Origin of the sequence: Pseudomonas sp. NPDC089734 (assembly GCF_044748865.1) — a bacterium.
Lineage (GTDB): Bacteria > Pseudomonadota > Gammaproteobacteria > Pseudomonadales > Pseudomonadaceae > Aquipseudomonas.
Window position 1 is genome coordinate 1 of the sequence record NZ_JBIVGV010000028.1, and the last position, 25397, is coordinate 25397.

23 protein-coding genes and 1 tRNA gene are annotated in these 25397 nt (G+C 55.9%); 2 read left to right on the forward strand and 22 right to left on the reverse strand.

What is annotated here, in order from left to right:
- Positions 1–175: 175 nt before the first annotated feature.
- From ACIPY9_RS23600 to dapA, 21 genes are all read right to left on the reverse strand, one after another.
- On the reverse strand, positions 176–1867 hold the full coding sequence (locus tag ACIPY9_RS23600) for an NAD-dependent malic enzyme (protein ID WP_400707360.1): 1692 nt from the start codon (positions 1865–1867) through the stop codon (positions 176–178).
- A gap of 255 nt (positions 1868–2122) precedes the next feature.
- Positions 2123–3055, reverse strand: a complete 933-nt coding sequence (locus ACIPY9_RS23605) for a glycosyltransferase (RefSeq protein ID WP_400707363.1) — start codon at positions 3053–3055, stop codon at positions 2123–2125.
- A 329-nt stretch (positions 3056–3384) separates the two neighbouring features.
- The gene (locus ACIPY9_RS23610; RefSeq protein ID WP_400707366.1) at positions 3385–5169 is read right to left on the reverse strand and encodes a thiamine pyrophosphate-binding protein; all 1785 of its coding nucleotides are present in this window, start codon (positions 5167–5169) and stop codon (positions 3385–3387) included.
- Positions 5153–5899, reverse strand: coding sequence for an ABC transporter ATP-binding protein (locus tag ACIPY9_RS23615; RefSeq protein ID WP_400707369.1), 747 nt, complete (start codon positions 5897–5899; stop codon positions 5153–5155). Before ACIPY9_RS23615 ends, ACIPY9_RS23610 begins: the two co-directional genes overlap by 17 nt.
- Before the next feature lie 3 nt (positions 5900–5902).
- Complete coding sequence (locus ACIPY9_RS23620) at positions 5903–6706, reverse strand: ABC transporter permease (RefSeq protein ID WP_400707372.1); 804 nt, start codon at positions 6704–6706, stop codon at positions 5903–5905.
- 13 nt (positions 6707–6719) lie between these two features.
- On the reverse strand, positions 6720–8036 hold the full coding sequence (rfbH, locus tag ACIPY9_RS23625; RefSeq protein WP_400707375.1) for a lipopolysaccharide biosynthesis protein RfbH: 1317 nt from the start codon (positions 8034–8036) through the stop codon (positions 6720–6722).
- Positions 8037–8050: 14 nt separating this feature from the next.
- Complete coding sequence (gene rfbG, locus ACIPY9_RS23630; RefSeq protein WP_400707378.1) at positions 8051–9136, reverse strand: CDP-glucose 4,6-dehydratase; 1086 nt, start codon at positions 9134–9136, stop codon at positions 8051–8053.
- Positions 9130–9900, reverse strand: coding sequence for a glucose-1-phosphate cytidylyltransferase (gene rfbF, locus ACIPY9_RS23635; RefSeq protein ID WP_400707389.1), 771 nt, complete (start codon positions 9898–9900; stop codon positions 9130–9132). Before rfbF ends, rfbG begins: the two co-directional genes overlap by 7 nt.
- A gap of 72 nt (positions 9901–9972) precedes the next feature.
- Positions 9973–11496, reverse strand: a complete 1524-nt coding sequence (locus ACIPY9_RS23640; RefSeq protein ID WP_400707393.1) for a glycosyltransferase family 2 protein — start codon at positions 11494–11496, stop codon at positions 9973–9975.
- 21 nt (positions 11497–11517) lie between these two features.
- Positions 11518–12600, reverse strand: a complete 1083-nt coding sequence (locus ACIPY9_RS23645) for a hypothetical protein (RefSeq protein WP_400707396.1) — start codon at positions 12598–12600, stop codon at positions 11518–11520.
- Entirely contained in the window at positions 12593–13546 is a 954-nt protein-coding gene (locus tag ACIPY9_RS23650; protein ID WP_400707398.1) for an NAD-dependent epimerase/dehydratase family protein, read from the reverse strand. The genes ACIPY9_RS23645 and ACIPY9_RS23650 overlap by 8 nt, the downstream gene beginning before the upstream one ends.
- The gene (locus ACIPY9_RS23655) at positions 13546–14637 is read right to left on the reverse strand and encodes a 3-dehydroquinate synthase family protein (RefSeq protein WP_400707401.1); all 1092 of its coding nucleotides are present in this window, start codon (positions 14635–14637) and stop codon (positions 13546–13548) included. Before ACIPY9_RS23655 ends, ACIPY9_RS23650 begins: the two co-directional genes overlap by 1 nt.
- Complete coding sequence (locus ACIPY9_RS23660; protein ID WP_400707404.1) at positions 14621–15346, reverse strand: SDR family oxidoreductase; 726 nt, start codon at positions 15344–15346, stop codon at positions 14621–14623. Before ACIPY9_RS23660 ends, ACIPY9_RS23655 begins: the two co-directional genes overlap by 17 nt.
- A gap of 3 nt (positions 15347–15349) precedes the next feature.
- On the reverse strand, positions 15350–16150 hold the full coding sequence (locus ACIPY9_RS23665; RefSeq protein WP_400707407.1) for an aldolase/citrate lyase family protein: 801 nt from the start codon (positions 16148–16150) through the stop codon (positions 15350–15352).
- Positions 16151–17286: 1136 nt separating this feature from the next.
- Positions 17287–18240, reverse strand: a complete 954-nt coding sequence (locus ACIPY9_RS23670) for an NAD-dependent epimerase/dehydratase family protein (protein ID WP_400707410.1) — start codon at positions 18238–18240, stop codon at positions 17287–17289.
- A 282-nt stretch (positions 18241–18522) separates the two neighbouring features.
- Complete coding sequence (gvpU, locus tag ACIPY9_RS23675) at positions 18523–18993, reverse strand: gas vesicle accessory protein GvpU (RefSeq protein ID WP_400707413.1); 471 nt, start codon at positions 18991–18993, stop codon at positions 18523–18525.
- A gap of 187 nt (positions 18994–19180) precedes the next feature.
- Positions 19181–19270: transfer RNA gene (locus ACIPY9_RS23680), tRNA-Ser, on the reverse strand.
- Between the two features lie 92 nt (positions 19271–19362).
- Complete coding sequence (gene purC / locus ACIPY9_RS23685; RefSeq protein ID WP_400707416.1) at positions 19363–20073, reverse strand: phosphoribosylaminoimidazolesuccinocarboxamide synthase; 711 nt, start codon at positions 20071–20073, stop codon at positions 19363–19365.
- Positions 20060–20860 carry an MBL fold metallo-hydrolase gene (locus tag ACIPY9_RS23690; RefSeq protein WP_400707419.1) on the reverse strand — a complete coding sequence of 267 codons (801 nt, stop codon included), beginning with the start codon at positions 20858–20860 and terminating at the stop codon, positions 20060–20062. Before ACIPY9_RS23690 ends, purC begins: the two co-directional genes overlap by 14 nt.
- Positions 20861–21976, reverse strand: coding sequence for an outer membrane protein assembly factor BamC (gene bamC / locus ACIPY9_RS23695; RefSeq protein ID WP_400707422.1), 1116 nt, complete (start codon positions 21974–21976; stop codon positions 20861–20863).
- A gap of 18 nt (positions 21977–21994) precedes the next feature.
- The gene (gene dapA / locus ACIPY9_RS23700) at positions 21995–22873 is read right to left on the reverse strand and encodes a 4-hydroxy-tetrahydrodipicolinate synthase (protein WP_400707425.1); all 879 of its coding nucleotides are present in this window, start codon (positions 22871–22873) and stop codon (positions 21995–21997) included.
- A 326-nt stretch (positions 22874–23199) separates the two neighbouring features.
- Between dapA and ACIPY9_RS23705 the strand changes: the two genes are divergently transcribed.
- The gene (locus ACIPY9_RS23705; protein WP_400707428.1) at positions 23200–23763 is read left to right on the forward strand and encodes a glycine cleavage system protein R; all 564 of its coding nucleotides are present in this window, start codon (positions 23200–23202) and stop codon (positions 23761–23763) included.
- Positions 23764–23772: 9 nt separating this feature from the next.
- On the forward strand, positions 23773–24246 hold the full coding sequence (locus ACIPY9_RS23710; RefSeq protein WP_400707431.1) for a peroxiredoxin: 474 nt from the start codon (positions 23773–23775) through the stop codon (positions 24244–24246).
- Between the two features lie 45 nt (positions 24247–24291).
- Here ACIPY9_RS23710 and ACIPY9_RS23715 read toward each other — a convergent pair whose 3' ends face one another.
- Positions 24292–25362, reverse strand: a complete 1071-nt coding sequence (locus ACIPY9_RS23715) for an AI-2E family transporter (RefSeq protein ID WP_400707434.1) — start codon at positions 25360–25362, stop codon at positions 24292–24294.
- Between the last annotated feature and the right edge of the window lie 35 nt (positions 25363–25397).

Here is a 25397-nt window from a genome sequence, read left to right on the forward strand (position 1 = left end):
TTACGAAGCGCTGCTGCCTTGGAACTGCTCGCCGGTCTCGCCTAGCTAAGCGCACCACCCATCATGAAGCTGGTGGGGTTTATGGAGCGCTTACGAAATTTTTTGGGGAGCCGCCCTATAAAAATGGCCCTTCACGAGCGCACTCGCGAAGGGCCATTGAGCGGAAACGCTACGCTCAGACCGAGCGACGGCGATAGGCTCGATACTCCGGCACCCAGAAATTACGCTCGATGGCTGCCAGCAGCACCTCATCCGAGGTTTCAAGGGCTAAACCTTCGGCCTGGGCCTCTTTGGCCACGGCCAGGGCTATCTTGCGGCTGACGGCCTGGATTTCCTTGAGCGGCGGAAGAACGGCATCCCCCTGCCCGGACACCATCGGCGAACACTCGGCCAGTGCATTGGACGCCGCCATCAACATGCGATCGGTGATACGCGAAGCCTTGCATGCCACAACGCCCAGACCAATGCCCGGGAAGATGTAGGAGTTGTTGCATTGCGCGATATGGATGGTGCGGCCATTGATCTCGACCGGCGCAAACGGGCTACCGGTCGCGACCAGCGCATTGCCATCCGTCCAGCGCAGGATCTCTTCAGGCGTCGCCTCGACCTTGGAAGTCGGGTTCGACAGCGGCATGACCAGCGGCTTGGCGCAATGCTTGTGCAGTTCACGAATCACTTGCTCGGTGAACAGGCCACGCTGACCCGACACACCGATCAGGACCGTCGCACCCGCGTTGCTCACCACGTCGAGCAACTGCGGGAAAGCGTCACCACCCGCCGCCCAGCCTGCAACATCCCCGGCCTTCTGCGCCAGACGCTGCTGGAAGTCCAACAGGTTATCCATACCCTCGGTCAGCAAGCCGAAGCGATCGACCATGAAGATACGCTGACGGGCCTGGGCCTCGCTCAAGCCTTCGATCTTCATCGCGGCGATGATGTGTTCGGCAATCCCGCAACCGGCAGAACCAGCGCCCAGGAATACGACCTTCTGCTGGCCCAGCGTCTCATTCTTGGCCTTGCAGGCCGCCAGCAAGGTGCCAACGGCAACCGATGCAGTCCCCTGGATGTCATCGTTGAAACAGCACAGCTCGTCACGGTACTTGTCCAGCAACGGCATGGCGTTGGCCTGGGCGAAATCCTCGAACTGCAACAACACATCCGGCCAGCGACGCTGCACGGCATCGATGAACAGGGCGATGAAATCGTCATATTCCTTGCCCGTGACCCGCTCATGACGCCAGCCCATGTACATCGGGTCGTCGAGCAGTTCGCGGTTGTTGGTACCGACATCGAGCACGATCGGCAACGTATAGGCCGGGCTGATGCCACCACAGGCCGTGTACAGCGACAGTTTGCCAATCGGGATACCCATGCCGCCGATTCCCTGATCGCCCAGGCCCAGAATGCGCTCGCTGTCGGTGACGACGATGATCTTGATCCGGTCCTTGGTTGCACTGCGCAGAATATCGTCGATGCGGTCACGCTCGGGGTAGGAAATGAACAGCCCGCGGTGCGTGCGATAGATCTTGGAGAATTCCTGACAGGCCTGGCCGACCGTCGGTGTGTAGATGATCGGCAGCATCTCGTCCAGATGCGAGTCCAGCAAGCGGAAGAACAACGTTTCATTGTTGTCCTGGATCGAGCGCAGATAAATATGCTTGTCCAGATCGCTGGCGCACTGCTTGTACTGGTTGTACACGCGCGTCACTTGTTCCTCGATCGTCTCTACGTTCTGTGGCAGCAGACCGATCAGGTTGAATTCGACTCGCTCTTGCGGGGTAAAGGCACTGCCTTTGTTCAGAAGGGGCATTTCCAGCAGCGAGGGGCCAGCGTAGGAAATGTATAAAGGTCGCGAAGTGTTGGTCATTTTTTCTAATCGCCTTTTTCGTCTACTCAGTGATTCTGTGCGTCGACCGGGGCGGGCAGCCTGGCTTTTGTTTCTTGTTCTTTTTCTCGTTGCCAGTTCTCAATCAGGCCATTCCGGGCATAAAAATCGGATGGCACATATTACCTGCGACAAAGGCCATTGCGGCATTTTGTCGCAGAAATAATGGCATAACAGTATTAACCCCTAAAAATCAGAGCCTTGACCCCATCTTTCACACATGCAGACAGGCAGCCGTCAAAGAAGACCTAGCAATATCATGACTCCCAGATAGACACGATCCCTAAATCGTCGACGCATCTGGCCCAGACGAGGAAGAAGTCTTGCATAGGCCCACCACCCCTTGCCCTGAACAAGGCGGGAAAGCTTGTCTGTCGGTGGGGCTACCAAAGATGCAATAAGCGTTATTTCCGTGCGGTACCAACCGGAGCGCAAAAGACGCAAGCGATGACTCATCGCTGCAAATCCGCGATTCGCACCTACCTGGTTTTTATCGTGCTGGCGATAGCGCATCCGTGACTGACTATCGATGAACCAGGTCAAACCATTGCCCCGATACCATGCATACAAAAACCAGTCGTGTAGCGACACCGACTTGACCCTGTCCCATTGCTGTAACAGGAATTGTTTCATCTGCAAGGCCGAGGATACGGTCAGCACATAAGTGCAGCCTGGGCCGGCGGCCTCAAACAAATAATCATGTGACACCTGGGGTTGAGCCTTGTCGATCAAGAACTCCCGTCCATCGGGCCAGAATGCCAGGACACTTCCAGAATAGGCGTCACATGTGTTCAGCGTGATCAGATCATGAGCACGGCGTAACTTGTCATCCAGCCAGATATCGTCCTGATCCGCCAGTGCAATGTAATCAAACCCGGAAAAATCTACCGTTTTGATCAAATGGAAAAAGTTGGGAGCCGCTCCCCCGAAGCGATTGCCATAAGGCAAAAGCACGACCTGCTCATTCACCTTTGCCAGTGTGTCGATCCACTTTTCAGTGCCATCAGAGGAAAGATCCACGCTGCAGAACACAGTGACCTTCACACCTTGCTGGGCAAGTATTGATTCCAGTTGCTGAGCAATGAATTCCATACCGTTGTAGGCGGCCAGCAATACGGCTATTCGTGGCAATGAAATGAAACCGCTCTTCTCTTCCTGTTGCTCTTCCATCATTGACTCTGTCACTTCAGGTATTTCTCACAATTTGATGCCTGCACAAGGAAGCCACGCGAAAATGCCGCTTCATCATGAACGGATAACCGAAGAGAGTACCATGGGAGTTTCGGTTGCCCGGTATAGCGAGCCATCCGTGCGATGCGTTAAGGAGGAACAGGCCCAGAGGCCATGAGCAGTTGTCGATGCTCGCATCGTCATGAAGTGGCGCAGTTGGCCTGGGTATAACGCTACGCCCATCTGGAGCGACACCATCCACCGCAGACTCGCAGTGGATGTATCAACCATGAACCAGGCAGCCCGAAGGCCGCCTGATCGACAGTGTGTTACAGAAAGCGCGTAACCTGCTCGGCTACAGCCTCAGGCAGATCAGGCGACATCTGGTGCAACGGGTTGGAAGCCATGCCTGTTGGTGTAACGCGGCTGGTGATCTTCGGGAAATAGGTCTGCTCTGGGTCGACCTTGACGATGAAGGCTCCCGGCCCCTCACTCTCGAGTTGCGAGATGAAATCCTGAGAGTTTTCAAAACCGGGTTCAACACGCACGACCGGAATACCGTAGGCCGTAAACAGTGCAGCCCAGTTCGGCAAGCCCAACCCCGTTTCGATGTCACAACCCACGTAACGGCCACCGAAGTAGCTGCGCTGGGTGGAACGAATGGACGCGTAACCCGAGTCGTCAAAGATGAAAATCTTCACGTTCAAACGGTTAACACCTACAGTGCCAATTTCCTGAAGGTTCTGAGCGAAACCACCATCGCCCTCGACCAGCACCACACGCTGTTCAGGATTGGCAAATGCCGCACCGATAGCCCCGCTCAAGCCATAGCCCATCGAGGCCAGGCCCTTGTTGGTAACCACACGCTGGCCAGCCTTCTGTGCAAATACCTGCATCATGACCGTGAAAGCACCGCCGCTGCTGCAAGGTACGACCACATCATCCGACTTGAGCAAGGTGGAAAGGTGCGCCACAAACTTGAAGGGCGACTGGTAGCCTTCATGGGTGACGTTCTCTTCGATCAACGGCACGGCGGCCTGAACCTGACGGCAGTAGCCATGCCATTCATTCCACTGGCCTTCGATCCTGGAAGCCAGGGTCTTGAGCCATGGATTGACATCGGCACAGACAGGCACATCGACATGAGGATGGCCTTTGGTCAGTTCGGCCACGTCGCAATCCACCTGCACGACCTTGCCCCCGCGGCCAAACTCTTGCCAGTTGAAACCGGTCTGTTGCAGGCCAAGCCGCGTCCCCAACGCCAGAACCACGTCAGCCTGCTGGAGCAGCAGGTTAGCGTAGCGCTGTCCCCAGGTATTGGGACGGCCAAAATAGCACGGGTGATCCGCCGCGATGCGGTCCATGCCATTCCAGGTCGTGAACAGAGGCAGCGAGTACTTCTCGGCCACCGCTGTCAGTGCAGCCGCTGCTTCACGGCTTACGCCACCACCAATCAGTACCGCCGGGCGCTGGGCCTCACGTAGCAGGGCCAACACTTCATCCAGCGAAGTCTCGGCTGTACGAACTCCCGCAGGCAACGGCATAGGCTTGCCAGTGATGGCTGCAGCTGCCGTGGTCGGCAGTTCCTCGGCACTCATCAAACGACCTTGCACGTCCAGTGGCAGTTCAATGAAGACCGGGCCTGGACGACCACGCTCGGTTGCAGCGCACAGAGCCAGAAAGGCTTCCCGGGAAATCTGGGTGTCCAGACGTTCGGCGGCGACCGTGACAGGGCGAGCGATGGCAATACCGTCGATTTCCTGGATACCGCGCTGGCGCAATGCGCCATGGCTCAGGTCGGCGGTCTTGACCTGCCCTCCCAGCACCAGCAGCTCACGGCTTTCAAGGAAAGCGCCGGACAAGGCGGTGACGATATTGGTCAGGCCAGGACCTGCGGTGACCAGGGCCAATGCCTTATGGCCCTGGGCGTTGGTAGCGTTGAAGTATTCTGCAGCGATACCTGCTGCCACTTCATGCACTACAGGAATGCAGGTCAGATTATGGCTGAGGCTTTCCAGCAGGTGCATGATATTGCCGCCGGCCACGAAGAAGCAGTGTGTGTAGCCTGCCTCTGCCAACCAGGTGCTGACCCAGTCACTATACTTTTGCTGCATGATCACTCCCGGTGGACTCTTTAACGGTTTCTTCGCGAAGGATCTTGCCGTGCTCCACGTGCAGGATTCGCGTACATGTGCGCGCTAGCAGCGCAGTGTCGTGCGAGGCGATCACAACGATCGCTGCACGGTTGAACAAATGGTTGAGTCGCTCTGCCGCCCGCACCTTGAAGTCTTCGTCACCGACACTCAGCCATTCGTCCATCAACAGGATGTCGGAGCCGACGGAGGTCGAGATGGCAAATGCCAGACGCATCATCATCCCGCTCGAATAGGTGCGAACCGGAAGCTTCAGGTAATCGCCCAACCCGGAAAAATCGCAGATTTCATCAATGTGCGGTTTGATCCGCTTTGGCGAAATACCCATGGTGATGGCGCGCAGCGTAATGTTCTCGATGCCGCTGGAATCGAAATCGAAGCCTTGTGCGATATCCAGCAGCGACGTGACCGAACCTGCGATGTCGAGAATGCCGCTGGCAGGCTCGTAGACACCACTCAAGGCACGTAGCAATGTCGTCTTGCCCGAGCCATTGTGCCCCAGAAGACCGATGCGCTCACCGTCGTTGATCGAGAAGTTTGCCCCATCGACCGCACGCACCGTAACCCGTGAGTCGCTACCGCCCAGCTTGCCACCGGTCGCCGCCTTGAGAAACGTCTTGCGCATCGATCGTTGCGCGCCCTGATAGATCGGAAACTCGACTACCAGATCCTTAGCAATGATGTGGGCCATGGGTTACAACCAATAAACAATGCGCGTACGAAACCGCGCGAAAAAAAGAAACGATACCGCTGCGACAGCCAGCAGAACCACGCCCACATTGCCCCAGAGGTCCCAGGTCAACGGTTGGCCCAGCAACGGGTTACGGACAAGCTCGAGCATGTAATAGAACGGGTTTATCTCGGCAATCCACATACGATTGTTCAGCACATCCGCCTTCCACATGATGGGTGTCATGAAGAACACCACCTGCAGCACGTTGGCAACAATCTGGGGGATATCGCGGAAACGAGCACTGAGCAAGCCTACAAGCAACGCCAGCCAGAACAGAAATACCCCGATCACTGCCAGCCCGACTACGGCCAGCAGCAAACCCATGGGGTTGAACGGCAGGAACCAGAGCACTACACCGACCAATACCACCGCATTGTGCAGGAACACCAGAAGATTACGCCACACCAGCCGCAACACATAGGAAGACAAGGGCATCCGGGCTGCCTTGATACTGCCTTCCGCCCCGGTGAACACGAAACAGCTTTCGTTGATCACCAGGGACATGAAGTTCCAGGTGATCATGCCAGCAGCGAGGTAAGGGATGTACTCATGAACATCCATCTTGAAAAGCCCGGCATACATCACCCCCAGACCACCGATCAGCACGGCCGTGCTAAGAGTGATCCAGAACGGGCCCAGCACGGACCGACGATACCGCTGCCGAATGTCATGACTACCCAGAAACGCCCAGGTTTCAGTCGCGGCCAGAGCGGCGCACAGATCATTCCAGGCGTCGCTCATTCTTGTAGAAAAGCGCTTGCTCAAGGGGTGCCCTATCTTATTTGTTGATCCCGAAGAACGTTTCGATACGATCCACGACATAGTCGAGCATCTCAGGGGTCAGTCCTGGCCAAACGCCGATCCAGAAAGTCTGATTCATGATCCGGTCAGTGTTTTCCAGGGTACCCGACACTCGATACTCGCGACCGATCATGTATGGCTGACGCAGAAGGTTCCCGGCAAAAAGCAGGCGGGTCCCGACCTTGTGCTGGTCCAGGAAGGTCAGCAGATCAAGACGCTGGAAGGGAACTCCGTCCTTCAGAGTGATCGGGAACCCGAACCATGACGGCTCACTACCTTCGGTAGCTTCCGGGAGAATGAGGAACTCTGCACAGCGTGCAAGCCTTTCCTTCAGGTAGGCAAAGTTATGTTTACGAGCCTCGACGAAAGACGGCAGCTTGTCCATTTGCGCCAGTGCGCAAGCAGCTTGCATATCGGTAATCTTGAGGTTGTAGCCGAGGTGAGAATAGGTGTACTTGTGATCGTATCCATATGGCAGATCACCCAGCTTCCAGCAGAAACGCTTCTTGCAGGTGTTATCTTCACCAGGCGGGCAAAAGCACGAACGGCCCCAGTCACGAATAGACTCGACCGCAAGGCGCAGTTTGGATTTGTTGGTGAACACCGCACCGCCCTCACCCATGGTGATGTGGTGAGCAGGATAGAAACTCAACGTACCGATATCGCCAAAAGTACCAACCAGCTTGCCGTCGTAGGTTGAACCCAGGGCATCGCAGCAATCTTCGACCAGCCACAGCTTGTACTTGTCGCAGAGTTCACGGATCTTGCGCAGGTTGTACGGGTTGCCAAGCGTGTGAGCCAGCATGATCGCCTTGGTTTTTGGCGAAATGGCAGCTTCGATCAGATCCGGGTTGATGTTGTAGGTAGCAAGGTCGACATCGACGAATACCGGGATCGCACCATTCTGGATGATCGGGTTGACGGTAGTAGGGAAGCCTGCCGCCACGCCAATCACTTCATCACCCGGCTTGATCGCCCGATCACCCAGGGTTGGCGAGGTCAATGCAGTGAATGCCAGCAGGTTGGCCGACGACCCGGAGTTGGTGGTCAATACATGCTTGACGCCAAGGAACTTGCTGAGGCGCTTTTCAAACTCGGTGTTGAAGCGACCGGTAGTCAACCAGCCATCCAGCGAGGCCTGGATCATCAGACCGACTTCGGCACCATCGATCACCTTGCCCGCAGGAGGAATGGCGGTCACACCTGGTACGAATTCACGACGTGCAAACGCAGTCTTGGAGTATTGCTGGACCAGATCGTCAATCTGTTTTCTGAGGTCTTCTTGGGTGGTCATCAGGTAATCCGTGTTCATTGTGGTCGCGCTTGAGAAAAGCGCGAAATTTGATCGATACAAACTTGTCGCATGTCGCTGCCGGCCAGGAACTCACGGTGCCAGCCCACGACTTCATCCAGTGCACGGGCGAGAGACCAGCGTGGTGTCCAGGACAACCTGGCACGGGCCTTGGAGCAATCGAGCTTGAGATAATGCGCCTCATGAGGAGCAGCAGCATTGGCTTCTATACGAAATTGCGCCCCGTCAGCCCAGCACTGAGTCATACGTTCGGCAATCCAGCTCACGGGCTGGGCATCGACATCTGCCGGGCCGAAGTTCCAGCCATCGGCGAACTGTGCCCCCTCCTCATAGAGGCGCTGAGCCAGTACCAGATAGCCGGACAGCGGTTCCAGCACATGCTGCCAGGGTCGAATCGCTCCAGGGTTGCGGATGATAGCAACTTCCTTGCGCTCGAATGCACGCAGCAGATCCGGCACCAGACGATCAGCAGCCCAGTCGCCGCCGCCAATCACGTTGCCAGCACGACCACTGCCCAGGGCCACTCCGTGCTCGGCATGGCGGGCCGGGTTGAAATACGAGTTGCGGTAGGCTGAGGTCACCAGTTCAGTACAGCCCTTGCTGGCACTGTAAGGGTCATAACCGCCCATGGCCTCGTTTTCGCGGTAGCCCCAGGGCCACTCACGGTTCTCGTAGCATTTGTCGGAACTGACCACGACGCAGGAACGTACGCTGGCGCAGGCACGGACAGCCTCCAGCAGGTGTACAGTGCCCATGACGTTGGTCCCGAATGTTTCAACTGGCGCATCGTAGGAATAACGGACCAGTGGCTGCGCCGCCAGGTGCAGGACGATATCCGGTTGCGCCTGGGCAACGGCCGCCGCCAACGCTGCAGCATCCCGGATGTCACCGATGATCGAGGTCATACCCTCGCCCACCGACGCAACGTCGAACAGGCTCGGCTGAGTCTGCGGTTCGAGGGCGAACCCGGTAACGATCGCCCCCATTTCCTGCAGCCACAACGCCAGCCAGCCACCCTTGAAACCGGTATGGCCCGTCAGGAAGACCTTTTTGCCCTGCCAGAATGCGCGACTTATCACCATGTTTTCCACGGGGCGACCTTGCGTTCCCACAAGTCCTCCAGTTGTTGTTTCTCACGCAGGGTATCCATCGGCTGCCAGAAACCGCCATGTTCATAAGCCAGCAATTCGCGGTCGCGGGCGAGAGCCTCCAGAGGTTCACGCTCCCAAATGGTATCGTCGGCTTCGATCAGGTCGATCACTTCCGGCTTGAGAACGAAGTAGCCACCGTTGATCCAGGAATCATCACCGTGAGGCTTTTCGCGGAAGCTTTCCACGTGATGATTATTGATGTTCAAGGCACCGAAGCGGCCAGGTGGCTGGGTAGCAGTAACCGTTGCCTTCTTGCCATGAGCCTTGTGGAAGGCGATCAGCTTGCCGATATCGACATCGGCAACACCGTCGCCATAGGTGAAACAGAAGTCTTCGCCTGGCTCCAGGTACTCACGTACACGACGCAGACGACCGCCGGTCTGGGAGTCAGCACCGGTATCGACCAGCGTTACACGCCATGGTTCGGCGTTGTTCTGATGGACTTCCATCTTGTTATTCGCCATGTCGAACGTGACGTCCGACATGTGCAGGAAATAGTTGGCGAAGTACTCTTTGATGACGTACCCCTTGTAGCCCAGGCAAATAACGAAATCATTCACGCCATAGTGGGAATAGATTTTCATGATGTGCCAGAGGATCGGACGACCGCCCACCTCGACCATGGGTTTCGGTCGTGTGCTTGTCTCTTCACTCAGACGGCTGCCCAGCCCACCTGCCAAAATCACTGCCTTCATCGTTTGTTCCTGCATCATTTCAAATAGTTTTCACCGGGGCTGGTCATGACACAACACCGGCTGGGGGATGCATCATTTAGCCAGTAGACGCCTGCCGAAATGTATGCACGGTTCAATAAGGTAGATAACTACCCGAGCCACTTTGCGACCTAAAAATGTCGCCTGACGATAGATATGAACTGAATGGGTGTACTCATGGAGAGCCCGGTGCATCAAATCGATATGTTGTCGGCCCAATCGCTCCAGCTCGGTAAACGAACTCACCTGGGTATTGGAAGGAGATACGTATTCCTTCGCATGTGCCGCCGCCCGGGAAACCAACGTTTCAAAATCATCGTCTATAAGCAGTAATGGCGCCTGCTCTTCAAGATCGATAACAGAGAGCGCATTTAAAATCCCACCCTCGATATCAGGCCTTATCGCGACCCAATGGCAAGCCATACGGTAAATCTGATAACCGCTTCGCTCACCCTGCCAGTTATTGCGATAAATATCGGCATCATGGGAACGATGTAACCGCTCAAAGGTTCTCCGCAGCCCTTCAAACTCTTTACGTGGGCGCTTACCTGTGGCGATTTCGTTTAACTGCTCTATGGGCTCAAAGAGGTCATAGGCGAAAAGGTCGCACGACACAAAAAAATCTCGAACCTCCGCGAGTGTTTTTTGGTCGATACGGAATCGTTCCTCTGGATGAGTAACGGATTCCGAAACCTGGGTATAAATCTTGTGAATTACTTCATTCAGTAATTTAAAACGCGTGCCGTCGCGACGCCCTTCAAAAACTCTCGGCAGTGTGGATGCCGAGATCACGCCTCGCTCCACAAGCCACTTCAATTGCAACGCGACGCCCATCCCCCAGAAGTGGTGATCCCCCACATTTTTACGAGCGGCCACTTTCTTGAAATGCACAATCTGTTTAGGTATATCCGAACTACGATAATACACTAACGGCCTGTTCACAATCCGGCTCCGAAGCTGTCCGAAACAAGCCAAAAGCCAACATACATGCCCATACAGAGGCTGAATCGCATTGGCTTCCCATGCGACGTCTACATCAGCCTTATCGCGGCGGAATATCACGTTAGTGATCCCCGCCAACATGAAGACAAATCCGGCAGTTTCAATCAACGAGTCCCCGCACAAATCCAGATGCGAGGTTCTCATGTTAGCCATGCGTCGACAAAGCACGACACCGTCGTCATCGATCACCGGAGAGTTGAATACATAAAGGTCTGCTGCATCCTGCCGAATCATGGAAATCAGGCTGATGATAGTATCAACAGACGGAATATCATCATCCCCGTGATACCAGACGAACTCCCCTCGGCAAAGTTCGAGAGAATGAAACATATTCAGCTCAGCCGTATCGAGAAACTCTGTTCGATTGAACAGTGTGATCGCGCCCCCTACAAGAGGCTCGATCATTTCCCGGGTTTCATCATCTGAACAATTATTAACAACAACAATTTCAACTTCCTCAGTCAAAGAAAGAAGATTTTGTTTAAGAAAAAGCACTAACGCATGCACCCGTTTACCACGATTATAGGTGGGAATGCAGATAGTCAATGCTGGGGCGCCAGGAGAAACCGCTTCCATGATCTTTATCCAAAATGTTGTTTATGCGTCACCGAGCGGGATTCGGCCCGTTTTCAAACGCGCCAGGATCAAACGAATAGTATGAAACAGACCGCGATCACGAACCATCAGAGCAACCATCTTGATGAGGCCGGCATAATTCGCCGACCGAGTGATCTTTTCTACATACGCGTCACTCATCGGGGTGTCATAGGGAGTCGCCTGCGCCAAGACCTGAGTTGCAGCCACAAAATCAGCTAACCCTCGCTCTGCGCGACCATACAAGCTCAAGTAATGTTCGCGTGCCTGGCCTACAGTGTCTTGGGCATGTTTGAAAGCAGCAGCGTCTTCACCCCATGCATAACCTTTCTCCTCATGTTCGGCCTTGCCGATGAGATCGGTAAAGTATTCGTTCGGCAAGAACACGACCGGGCAGCCGCACAGCATGGCTTCAATGGCCAACGCCGAATTTTCATAACAATAGAAGCGTTCACACTGCTGGAACAGATCACGAATCTGCTCCGGCGTCTGCTCACCTTCGCGATCCCGAACAATTTCGACTAGCCCATCCGTCACCGCAAAGGTCTTTCCGCCGTGATAGTTCTTGTACTTACCGGCATAAAAGCACGCCCCTTGCCGCTTGGTACCCAAGGCAGGCGGAACGAAAAAGTTCGGATCAGAGGCAGGAATAAAGATAGTCTGCTTTGACTCTGGAACCGTTGCGGCAATGGCTTCGCTGTAGGAGATGCAATATTCCGTATCAGGAAACTGCTCATCCCCCCCAAGCAGACCGGCATAGTTCAGGATATACCGAACAATGAAGGGTGCCTGCATGGGATCACCCTTGATGCTCTCGGGGTAGATGGTGATCGGCGTCAGGCCTTCTGCACGGTGATAATCCATGATGCGCTTGTTCAACAGCGGCGTATTCAATGTCGGATGCGTGGACAGGGACGGCGGAAAATAAGGGTTCATGATCAGAAAAGCCTGCTCTCCCATACGATTGAGCGCATGGCAGAGAAAATGCAGAGCCTTGATGCCCGCTGAAGTCCGAACATAGCGCGCAGTAACGATGTAATAAGGATTACGCCGCACGGGAATGAAAAGCGATCGGGTTTCAGTCATGACATGCTACCTGCGGCAAAGCGCTCATATAATCGGCAGTCATCTTGATCTGCTGATCCAGCTCGATAGGAGCTATCTGGAAAGTACGTTCAAACTCACGAATCACAGTGGCATCACCCACGTATCGGTCTGCCGGCGCATCGCAAAGGGAAGGACGCTCGATAGGCAGGTGCGGAGCAAGCAAGGCCTGACACCTCAGCGCCAGTTCTCCCACCTCGACCACCTCAGTACCAACGGTATCGAACGCATGAAACGCTGCCCCCTTGCTCCGTCCCGCAAGCATCAGGCGACAGCACAACTCAATCAGGTCAGTGACGCTATAGTACGAGCGAATCACTTGATGAGTAGCACGTACGCTGATTGGCTCATTTCGCAGGCAGGCAGCAATGATTGAAGCCAGCGCATAAAGATTGTGCTTATTGATGTAGGGCCCGCTGACATTGAACACCCGCGGACTCACAACCGGGAAACGGTATTGCAGCCCCATTGCCTCAAATGCACGCTCGTCATCCAGTTTACAGCGTCCATAGATCGCGCCATCGCTTTGATTGGCCTCATCCATCCCCGCGTAAGCTGCGCCACTGGAGGGCACAAACAAGCCTGCAATAGGGTTGGTATCGACAAACTGCGCCAATGCCTCACGAATGCTGCGATTGAGGAGAATGTAATCCTCAAGGCTGCTGGAGCCCACACGGTCCTTGGTCTGGAATGCGTAATGAAACACCAGTGCAGGGCGCTGCGTACGCATCGTTGCCAGCGAAGACAAGGCCTGGACCTGCACAACCGTTCCATCGCGCAAGGTCAGTGATCGCGCAGTAGAAGCAAAGGCGTGTACTCGCGGCCAATCTGTCGGAGCAAGCTGACGGAACAGGTATTCAAGCGTGGCCTGCCCCAACCAGCCAGTAGCGCCAATGACAACGAAATCGACTTGCTGAAAGCCGTCCATCATACACCGCCGTTGACAGCGAGCTCTGCCCCTTGGGCAAAGGCGTCGCCAATAAGCCGTTGAACAGCAGCCGTACGCTCGACCGACAATCGCTGCAAATCGCCGTTACCCACCGGGACGATGACCCGGTAATGGCTCTGGGAATGTTTCTTGTCGCTCCCGAAATGCTTGAGCAACTCATCGGCACTGATCCCCACCAGAGGAGCCAAGGTATGGCGCATCGGCTGCAGCAGGGATTGCACATGAGCGACAAGGCGCCCGGCACGGGCTTCACCCTCAGGGGTCAGAATTTCCGCCACCTGGGCATACCTATAGGCCATCAGAATGCCCACGCCCACCGCAATCCCGTGAGGAATTGCAAAACGAGTAGCGGACTCCACTGCGTGACCAAAGGTGTGACCGAAATTCAGCAGCAAACGCTCAGCCTGGTCAAACTCGTCGATTTCGATAAACCACTTTTTAGTGGTCAGACTCTGTTCGATGATTGCAAAAGCGGTTTCTGACTTGAGTGGTGCAACGGGCTGCAAATCGAGGTAAGCAGCGAATGCTTCCGCTCCGCGTGCATAACAGATCTTGACCGACTCCATCAGGCCGCTGGTTTGCTGCTCGGCACTCAGGCTGTGCACGAACGCAAGGTCAATCAGAATACTGGCCGGTGGATGGAAGTTACCGACCAGATTCTTCAAGGCACCGACGTTAATAGATGACTTGCCGCCGATACAGGAATCAACCATTCCCAGCAATGTGGTCGGGCAGTAATGCCAGCGCAGGCCGCGCATATAGATTGAAGCGACGAAAGTCGCAATATCCTGAATGATACCGCCGCCTACCGCGACAATCTCGGTTTCACGCGTTGCACCATGGCGCTTGAGCGCCTCGATGACGGGGGCGATCCGCTCCAGAGACTTGTTATCTTCGGTGGCATCCACCGCGATGATCGGGTCAGAGACAAACGCCACCTGAGCGGTCAGACGACTATCCACCAGAAAAATCCGATGGGCCTGGGTAGACACGACTTCCTGAACCAGTCCTTCACCCAGCGAAACTCGATACACACCTGTCGAACTGTTGATATCAAACGATGCGCGCATGAGTGAACCCCTTGTCGACAGTCAGAAATTGGCCAGTGATGGAGCGATGCGCAGGCGAGCAGCAGAACTCTACCGCTGCCGCCACATCGGCAACGCCTGCCAGTCGGGCGCCCGGCGTTGCAGCTTCCAGTCGAGATATCTGATCGGCGCTGAGATTGGCACGCGTCATGGGTGTATCGAGCGCACCAGGCAGCACGGCATTGATGACATGACCTTCATCTGCCAGATCAAGAGACACCGAACGAACAAGTCCCTGTAGGGCCGCTTTGGTGACGCAGTAGGAAAGCTTGTTCTGTCGTGCGATGTTCTGCCAGATCGAGCTGATGACGCAAAGCCCCGCTCCGCTGCCTGCCAACGCATCAGCTTTCAGCAAGGCGTTCAGCGAAACCAGAACATGGCCGACATTGGCTTCGTACATGCGCATGTGGCGCTCGTAATCCAGGTCGGTAATGTTGTCAGTGCAGTTATCGCCCTGAGCCCAGACCACCGCATCGAGCTGGCTGAGCGAGGCTGGCACGGGTTCGTTGGCAAGGGGATTCCACACGATGGTGGCCACTTGCTCACGTGCCCCCCCCCCCGCAGCGACTTGCCGAACAATGGCCGAAACGTTCCAGTCGCGGGCAGCGAACCAATCCACCAACCCGGAACCGATGGTGCCGGAGGCGCCAAAAATCGCTATGCGCGGCCGTGTAGCCGTAGCAGCGCCCACGTTTTATTGACCGCCCAAAAGTTTCCAGCGGGCATCGAGCATGGCAATGCGTTTGTCATCCTCTTTCTCGATCAACCCGTAGTACTCCCGCTTGTTTTCCAGCCACAGGAGCTCGAAATGCACAGCATTGAGCAGGCCCTTTTCGATATCACGAGTACGTACCGAATCAGCCGCATAGACGACCTTGCGAGTCTCGAAACGAGCCAGATAGTTGGCTTCGAGCTTTTTCAGCTCTTCGATAGCATCACTGGATACACCACCGCCAACAACCAGTTCAAGCCCGGCGGCCTTGGCCGCAGTACCTGTTTTCAAGGCATACTCGGTAACCTTGGGATGGTTGATATCATCACGGCTGTAACCGTTCGACAGCGAGAAGTCGACACGACCGAACACTACACCGTCCAGGCCATCCGGCACGCTGGCCGCGTCGATCAAACCGTCCAGATTGTTGAAACCGGTGATGGTTTCAAGGTTGAAGAGGAACTTGGTGTCTTCCTGCTCTTCGCGGGTATAGACCTTGTTCTTTGCCTCAATGAACTTCTTCACGGCATACGCGGATTCGATCATTGGCGCGATGATGTATTCAACACCAATCTGCTTGCTTTCCAGCAAATCACGAATAGCCTCACAGCCACCGATTTTCAGGGCGATACCCAAGTCAGCACGACGGGCGAGTTCGATCAGGCGCAGCAGTTCGTCAACACGAGTCCCTTCAGCTTCAAACTCGGCCTTGACGGCGAGATAGCCATATTCCTCTTTACCGCGCTTGAGGAGTTCAAGCATCTTGCGTTCACGACTATTCATTTGACACTCCTTACTCAAATATTTTCAGACAGGCAAATCCTGTCCACTCGCCACAATTAAAACGCCAACGATCACCAAAAAATGATCGAAGGAGGCTCGGCACTGAAGTCCGCTACCCTGGCAGCTAAATAGAATTTTCGAGACACACAGGCACCACCCCTCAAGCGAGGTGGTAATTTAGTTGCTCGCGGAGCGAGCACAGGATGCGTAGCATTCAGCAATGTAGATAATGGCAAATCAACATCAGCCGTTAACAAATTCTGATTCATCGAGGCGAATACACCGTGGCATCTAAGGCTAAAGCATCCATTCCAAGCCGTTCGTTGCGACCAGTATCTGTAGCCGTTTCCAGAAACGTAGCCGCATATATTGTCGGAACCGACAGGGAAATTCACCTATTATTTTTTTATAAATCAGCCATCATTTTGTAAAGTAAGGCCCGCAATACTGATCTGTTCAAGGAAACAGCAGATCATCGGTGTGCTACTTAGAGGAGCAACCCCCTTGAAAACCCCCATTCTACCGCCCTGCCATCAAACCGAATCCGGAACAGCTCCGCCAACACACTGCCGGACCGTGCACACAAGCTGCCGACTGCAACCAGAATAGTTTTCTACCGTTCGTCACGAGCCTCTTCAGAATTCGCTCGCGTCAGTGACTCGATCCATTTCCCCATCACTACCGGACCTGAAAGCAATCCCACGCAACCATTTCCGCCCCCAACGCATGCCTGGACCAGAAAGCAGCCACTAGCGCCCCCACTCCGACCACACAACGAGAGCGATATCGCTTGATAACCCCACCTCACCACTGCTCTCGACACAGCTCAAAAAAATGCCCTCATCACCCCGCCCTGAAATCCTGAAGAATAATAAACGCACATAAGTAGCCTTGATTCACATGTTAAAAAATCAATACAAATCCCACATAAAAAACTCATTTTTCCTACAAAAAAATGCGAATTTTCATATTAAGCCCCGAAAAAGCATTACACCCCAACATTCGTATCCCCCGTAAAACGATCCCGAATAGCAAGACAAGAAAGAACCTTTCGCCTTACACAAAAAGCACCATCAAAAAGACTAGGTTTTGTACGTAAAATGGCTGCGCTCGGTCATGCGGCGTTAAAAACCGGCTCACGCACCGGAGCTCGCAACGGGCGACTGAACAGTAGCCTTGATGCCCACTTCAAAGGATTGCGGAGGAGACCAGCCAAGCAAGCGGGTATTCTTGCTGATATCCACCGTCAGGGAACCGTAAAGGCGATCAACCCAGCCACGCCTGCCCACCGCAGCCGCAAGCATCCGCAAAACGGCTTCAGGCATCCAGAACAGACGAGGGCCACGACCCAACCCATTCGCCAGCGCCGCAAGCAACATCGGCGTGGAAACAGCCTCGGCATCACTGGCCAGAAATAACTGGCCAGCTGCAGCCGGATGCGTAATACAGAGGGCAAGCAAATCCACAAGATTATGCAGGCTGACAAAGGAACGTCGATTGTCGATACCAGCCAGCGGCAACGGAACCCCCAGACGCAACCATTTGAGCATTTGCTGTACATTGCCAGCAGCACCCGGCCCATAGACAAGCGTAGGGCGCACGATAACCACTTCCATCGTCGAGCGTTCGGATAAAGCCTGCAACGCCTGCTCCGCCTCAAACTTGGATACGCCGTAGGGATCGTGAGGGGCCGGACTATCAGCAGCCGTGAAAGGCTGATCGACAGGCGTAGCATTGCCATTGACTGCAATGGAGCTTAAAAACACGAATCGCCGGACACCCGCCTCCGCAGCCGCTTCCGCCAAACGCATCGTGCCCTCGACATTGGCCGCACGGAAAGCTGGCAGCGGATCACTCTCGACCTGCATGACATGCACACGGGCCGCAGAATGAACAATCGCATCTACATCGTGCAACCCAGGCACAACCCCATGTCCAGACAAGTCATATGCGAGATCGCCCGGACCGGACTTGCCGGGTCTGACACAGCGAACCACCTCTCCCACTCCCCGCTCGCGCAGATACCTGACCAGTGCGCCACCGACAAATCCGTCAGCACCGGTCACTACGATTTTCGAGCGATCAGTCATTTCATTCCATCCATAAACCAGGGTTCAACACATAGCGCAGAAAGAGATTTGATCATACTGAAGGGCCGCTAACCGGCCATCAAAGAGCGATCGCAAGATTATCTTGCTTGAGGAGGGATGACCATATTTACCAATGAAAGCAGGTTACTCCCTTATGATTCGTAGCCTTGCAACCCACCCAGATCACGAATGACCTCGTTGCCGGCGTATTTCGGGGAGACATTTCAAAGCAGACTGGCTCGATAACCCCGGCGAGCCAAGGCTATCGAGCATTTCAGGATTTTACTTCCTGGCAATGATCCCGATGGTGAACCCGTCGACAGCAGAAATCCTGCCACGCCACAGCACACCCGCCTCGCAGATGGGGCTTTCATCCGTCGAGTATGTTCTGCAGTCTTTCAGATGGATGAAGTGAAACGCCGGAGTGTCTTCATTGGACTCACCCGGCCTGAACGACAGGATCATTTCCTTCATGGAAGCGTCAGTGCCGTTATGGAACTGACCGAACGGTGCCGAAATGTCTTCGGCAAGCTGCTCGAAATAGGCATCGTGAGAAATCAGATGACCGGAAACCAGATTCCCGCCGACCGACAGGGTAATCCCCAGCTCAACCTTGGTGTTTGCAACGAACTTGACGAGCCACTGAAGCAGCCAGTCAATCTGCTTGCCCTGCCACTTGAACTGGGCAATGACGTCATCATGACTCTGGCTTGGAGACGGTTGCGATTGTTGCGCCTGGTTTACGTCCGACATCTGTTAGCTCCTTGCATCACAAAACGATGAGGCCCAGCTATACAACACATCGACGCAAAACGAAACAGGAGGCTGAACGGACGGTCAGGATTTTTTGGGGATTGCGAACCGCTCTGCTCTTCCACTTCGCTGAGAGCGGCACCAACAAAAAACCCCGTAGACGTTAATCTACGGGGCTTTCAATGTATGGCGGAGAGATAGGGATTCGAACCCTAGGTACCCGCGAAGGTACAACGGATTTCGAATCCGTCCCATTCGGCCACTCTGGCATCTCTCCAACGGCGCGCATGATAACAGCATCGGCGCGCAAGGCGAAGCCCTTTGCGCTAATTTTTTTCGTGCTATCAAGCGCTTGCGTAACTTTTTGCCTTAAAGCGGTACGCCCAGGCGGTTTGCGACTTCTTCGTAGGCTTCGATGACGTCGCCCAGACCCTGACGGAAGCGGTCCTTGTCCATCTTCTTGCGGGTGCCCTTGTCCCACAGGCGGCAGCCGTCGGGGCTGAATTCGTCGCCCAGAACGATCTGGCCGTGGAATACGCCGAACTCGAGCTTGAAGTCGACCAGCAGCAGGCCGGCGTCGTCGAACAGTTTGCTGAGGACTTCATTGACCTTCAGAGACAGTTCTTTCATGCGTACCAGTTGCTCGGCCGTGCCCCAACCGAATGCCACCACGTGGGATTCGTTGATGAACGGGTCGCCCTTGGCGTCGTCCTTGAGGAACAGCTCGAAGGTGTACGGATCGAGCTTTTGACCTTCCTCGACACCCAGGCGCTTGACCAGGCTGCCGGCAGCGTAGTTACGCACGACGCATTCGACCGGGATCATGTCCAGCTTCTTGACCAGGCACTCGTTGTCGCCCAGCAGCTTGTCGAACTGGGTCGGAATGCCCGCTTCTTCCAGCTTCTGCATGATGAAGGCGTTGAACTTGTTGTTCACCATGCCTTTACGGTCAAGTTGTTCGATGCGCTTGCCGTCGAACGCCGAGGTGTCGTTGCGAAACAGCAGGATCAAGCGGTCAGCGTCGTCGGTCTTGTAAACCGACTTGGCTTTGCCGCGGTAGAGTTCTTCACGTTTTTCCATGATGGGCTCCGCTTGCTAAGTAGTTGGGCCAGGCGATATGTCGCCAGTCGAGCCCTGAATCTTGATCGGCCAGTTCCAGCCAGTCCGGGTCACACCCGAGCGTTTCGACAAAACATTGCCGGGCCAGAGACGGCAGGTTGTTCTTGCTGCTGAGATGGGCCAGCACCAGGTGCTGTAAACCCTGCCATCCCAGTTCACTCACCAGGCTTGCGGCCTGATGATTGTTCAAATGTCCTGTTGCGCCTCCCACGCGCCGCTTGAGAAAGGCCGGATAAGGGCCTCGGGCAAGCATGTCGCGACAATGGTTGGCTTCAATCATCAAGGCATCCAGGCCCCGATAGTGTTGCAGCACGTTCGGGCAGCAGGACCCAAGGTCCGTTAGCAGGCCAAAACGGCGTTGTCCGTCATTGAAGACAAACTGGGTAGGCTCAAGCGCATCATGGTTGACGGACACCACATCGATGCCCAGATTTCCCACTTGCAACCTTTGCCCACCCATCAAAACCCCGGCGGCTTCAACCGGCTTGCGCATCCCGCGCAAGGTGCCACCACTGAGGTAAACCGGAAGATTGTAGTGCCGAGACAGCAAACCCACGCCATGCACATGATCGGCATGTTCGTGGGTCACCAGAATGGCACTCAACTGCCTGGCACTGACTCCCAGTCGTGTCAGGCGTCGCTCGGTTTCCCGCAGGGAGAAACCGCAATCGACCAGCACGTACGTCCCGTTGCTTTCGACCAATGTGCCGTTGCCACGGCTACCACTGCCCAGTACTGCGAAACGCACTTAACCCAGGTTGTCTTGAATGATACCCAAGACCCTGCGAGCGACATCGGCTGGCGCAACGGTATTGATGTTCTTCTCGACAGTAACCTGCACGCTGTCACCCACCTTGCTCAGGCGGACCTGATAACGCTCGGCACGGGCTTCGATTTCTTCCTTGCTGGATTTGCTGCCAAACAGACGGCCGAAGAAACCCGGCTCGTTCTGAGGCGTTTTCGCCTTCTCTGCAAGGTTGATGTAGTACAGGCCAAGGCTGCGGTTGATATCTTCCACACGCCATTCACCCTGATCCAGTGCACGGCCGACGCTCGACCATGCACGATCCAGATCAGCACCCACGGTCAGGACCGGGTTACCGTTGCCGTCTTCGCTCAGCGCGACACGGCTAGGGGTGTCGTAGTCGCGGGCCGCCAGCAACGAAACCGAACCGCCCTTCTCGGCACTGCGGCTCATGCTGGCCAGCAGATCGTCGGTCAACGCGGAATCAAGCCCGAGGTTGGTGGTGCGTGCCGGGAAGCCAACGTCGGCAGTGCTGCCGGCTGGACGCTCGACGCTGACCACATAGACTTCACTGGTGTTGCGCTGAACGCCCGGTTCGATACGGACCCGGACACGGGTCTCGGAATCGGCCGACACGCCACTGGCGGTCAGGCGCTTGGCGACGGAAGCCGAGAGCTCGTCCAGACGCTGCCAGGTCGAGCTGAACTCACCGGTCTGCGGACGATCTTCGGCGATGCGGAAGCCATTGTCCTCAAAATACTGATGCGCCACCGGCCAGACTTCGGCAGGAGGACGCTGAGCCAGAATCCAGCGGGCATCGCCGCTTTTCTGCAGGCTGAAATCGCTCGCTTCGGCCACGGTCGACAGCGGCAGAGGGCGAGGCACCTTGTATTCACCCTTTACAGTGCTGTCGGCCACGTTACGTGGAATAGGCAGCAGCGGGTCCAGACGCTTGGCGCTGGAGATGTCGGCAGGCACCTGCATCGGTGCTGTCTGGGTGGCTTCAAGATAGTCACTGCCGCGATCGCGGAAGTAACCATCTTGCCCCCATAGCCAACCGCACCCACTGGTGCTGGAGATAATCAAGGCTAGTGCGGAAAGTCCGGCCAGTCGCTTCATTGCGTAGTGCTTCCTCAATTAAACCAGGACGCCGGACTGGCGCATGGCCTGACGCAGCGGTTCGTGACAGGCTTCGCTGAGCCAGGTGAGCGGCAGACGGATACCGTCCGGCATCAGACCCATTTCATGCAGCGCCCATTTCACGGGAATAGGGTTGGATTCGATGAACAGGGTGTTGTTGACCGGCATGAGCTTCTCGTGGATGGCCCGCGCCGTCTCGACATCACCGCGCATCGCGGCGGCACACAGCTCGCTCATGGCGCGCGGTGCAATGTTGGCCGTCACGGAAATGTTGCCCTTGCCGCCCAGCAGCATCAGCTCGACAGCCGTGGCGTCATCGCCGGAGTACACGAGGAAATCACTGCTGACGCCTGCCAGGATGTCCTTGGCGCGTTGCAGGTTGCCGGTGGCTTCCTTGATACCGATGATGTTGTTCACCTTCGACAGGCGCACGACAGTCTCGGGCAACATGTCGCAGGCGGTACGGCCCGGCACGTTATAGAGAATCTGTGGAATGTCGACGGCCTTGGCGATATGGCTGAAATGCTGGAACAGGCCTTCCTGCGTAGGCTTGTTGTAGTAAGGCGTTACCAGCAGGCATGCATCGGCACCCGCCGTCTTGGCGTTGGTCGTCAGCTCGACGGCTTCGCGCGTGGAATTGGCGCCAGTACCTGCAATCACAGGGATACGCCCTGCCACCTGGGCAACCACACGACGAATGACCTCGATGTGCTCGTTCACGTCGAGTGTCGCCGACTCACCTGTCGTGCCGACGGCAACAATGGCGTTGGTGCCCTCTTGCAGGTGGAAGTCCACCAGTTTGCTCAGGCTGTCCCAGTCCAGACGCCCCTGTGCATCCATGGGTGTGACCAGTGCCACCATACTGCCCGCAATCATGCAACCGCTCCTGCCGGAAAAAGAGAGCCGTAATGGTACTGGCGCTATCAGCCTTGTACAAGCGAAGTACCGCACTGCGAGCATTCCCCTGAGCGATGGTTTTCGCTACCCTTCGTCCTTTGATCCGTACTGGTCACCTGCGCACCTCGCTCAATCGATCGTTTTTTATCGCCAACCCCCTTGTTTACAAGCCTTGCAGCCCTGCCACGGGAAACTCATGCAGGCGTATCACAACAGGGTCCAGGCTGGCAGTCCGCGCTCTCGATCGTCGAAACAGCCCGGCAGGACCCAAAAAGTACCGACCGCTCATCGCTTAGGAATGCTGCATGTCGTCCACCCCCACAGTTCGCGAACAATTCCTTGTCCTCAGTGCCCTTGGCACAAACCCTATGGAGCTGACCAACGTCCTGTGCCGTGCCAGCCACGAAAGCCGCTGCTCGGTTATCAGCTCGCGCCTGACCCGTCACGGCGAATACAGCGCACTGGTTCTTCAGGTTTCCGGCAGCTGGGATGCCCTGGCACGTCTGGAGACCAGCCTGCCGGGGCTGTCGAAGAAGCACGACTTCACCATCAGCCTCGTACGCAGCTCCACGCTCGACAGCCGCCCGGAGGCCCTGCCTTATGTGGCCTATGTCAGCTCGGCGTATCGCCCGGACATCATCAACGAGCTGTGCCAGTTCTTCATCGACCACAACGTCGAGCTGGAAAACCTGATCTGCGACACCTATCAGGCACCGCAGACCGGCGGCACCATGCTCAATGCGACCTTCACGGTCACACTGCCGGCCGGCACACAGATCAGCTGGCTGCGCGACCAGTTCCTGGATTTCGCCGACGCCCTGAATCTCGATGCACTGATCGAACCCTGGCGTCCGCAAGCCCCCATGTAAGGAGTTCCCATGGCAGTTGCAGTAGATCAAGCCGTTCCCGACTTTCAGGCACCCGCCACAGGCGGACAAGAAGTCAGCCTTTCAGGGCTCAAGGGGCAACAGGTCGTCATTTATTTCTACCCCAAGGACAACACGCCGGGCTGCACCACTGAAGGCCAGGGCTTTCGTGACAGCCTTGAGCAGTTCCAGGCCGCCAATACCGTGGTCTTCGGTGTATCGCGCGACAGCCTGAAGACCCACGAGAACTTCAAGGCCAAGCAGGCCTTCACGTTCGAGCTGATCTCGGACAAGGACGAGGCTCTGTGCCAACTCTTCGATGTCATCAAACTCAAGAAGCTCTATGGCAAGGAATACCTGGGCGTTGACCGCAGCACCTTCCTGATCGACAAGGACGGCGTACTGCGCAAGGAATGGCGTGGCGTCAAGGTCCCCGGCCACGTGGACGAAGTGCTGGCCCAGGCTCAGGCCCTGAACAAGGCCTGATTGCCTGAATGCCGTGCTGCGGCGCGCAATGCACCGCAGCAAAGGCTACAACATCGGGGCGACACTGGGCGCATGACGCGGCCAGGCATCCAGAACAGCCTTGAACAGCGTCGCCAGCGGAATGGCGAAGAAGATACCCCAGAACCCCCACAAGCCTCCAAACAGCAGCACGGCGCAGATGATTGCGACCGGATGCAGGTTGACGGCTTCAGAAAACAGCAGCGGCACCAGCACATTACCGTCCAGCGCCTGAATGATGCCGTGCAGCACCATCAGGTAAATGAACTGATCGCCCCATCCCCACTGAAACAGGCCGATCAGCGCCACCGGCACGGTGACCACCACCGCTCCGACATAAGGCACCACCACCGAAATACCCACCAGCATCGCCAGCAGTGCCGCATAGTTGAGACCCAGCGCAGCAAAGGCAACGTAGGTCACACCACCACAGATGAATATTTCAATGACCTTGCCACGAATGTAATTGGCGATCTGGCGGTTCATCTCCTCGGCCACCCGTGTCAGCAAGGCTCGCTCACGCGGCAGATAGCCACGTACCCAGCGCCCGATCATCTGCCGGTCCTTGAGGAAAAAGAACACCAGGATGGGCACCAGAACCAGATAGATCATCAGGTTGACCAGCAGAGGAAGGCTGGACAGGGAAAACGTCAGGGCCAGCTGGCCGAATTTTCCGATCTCGCCGCGAGCGACTTCAATGGCTTGCAGCACTTGCTCGTCCGAAACCAGGTGCGGGTAACGCTCCGGCAGCAACAGCAGGAGCGACTGCCATTTGGCGAGCATGCCGGGCAGCTCATTGAACAGGGTAATCAACTGATGCCAGAGCAACGGCACCAGAACCAGCAGAAAGACCAGTAACACGCCCATGAACAGGGTGAACACCAGGCCGACCGCCCCTACTTCGGGCATGCGCAGGCGCTCAAGAAAGTTGACCACGCCCTGCATCAGAAAAGCCAGGACCAGACCGGCAAGCACAGGCGCCAGCATTCCCCCCAGGGTCAGAACGATGGTGAACGCCAGAAACAGCAACACGGCCAGTACAACAGCCTCCTCATCGGAGAAGTAGAGTTGTACCCAATTGCGAAGCACCTTGAACATCAAACATCCTTTTTCGGAGAGAGAGCGGGCAACAC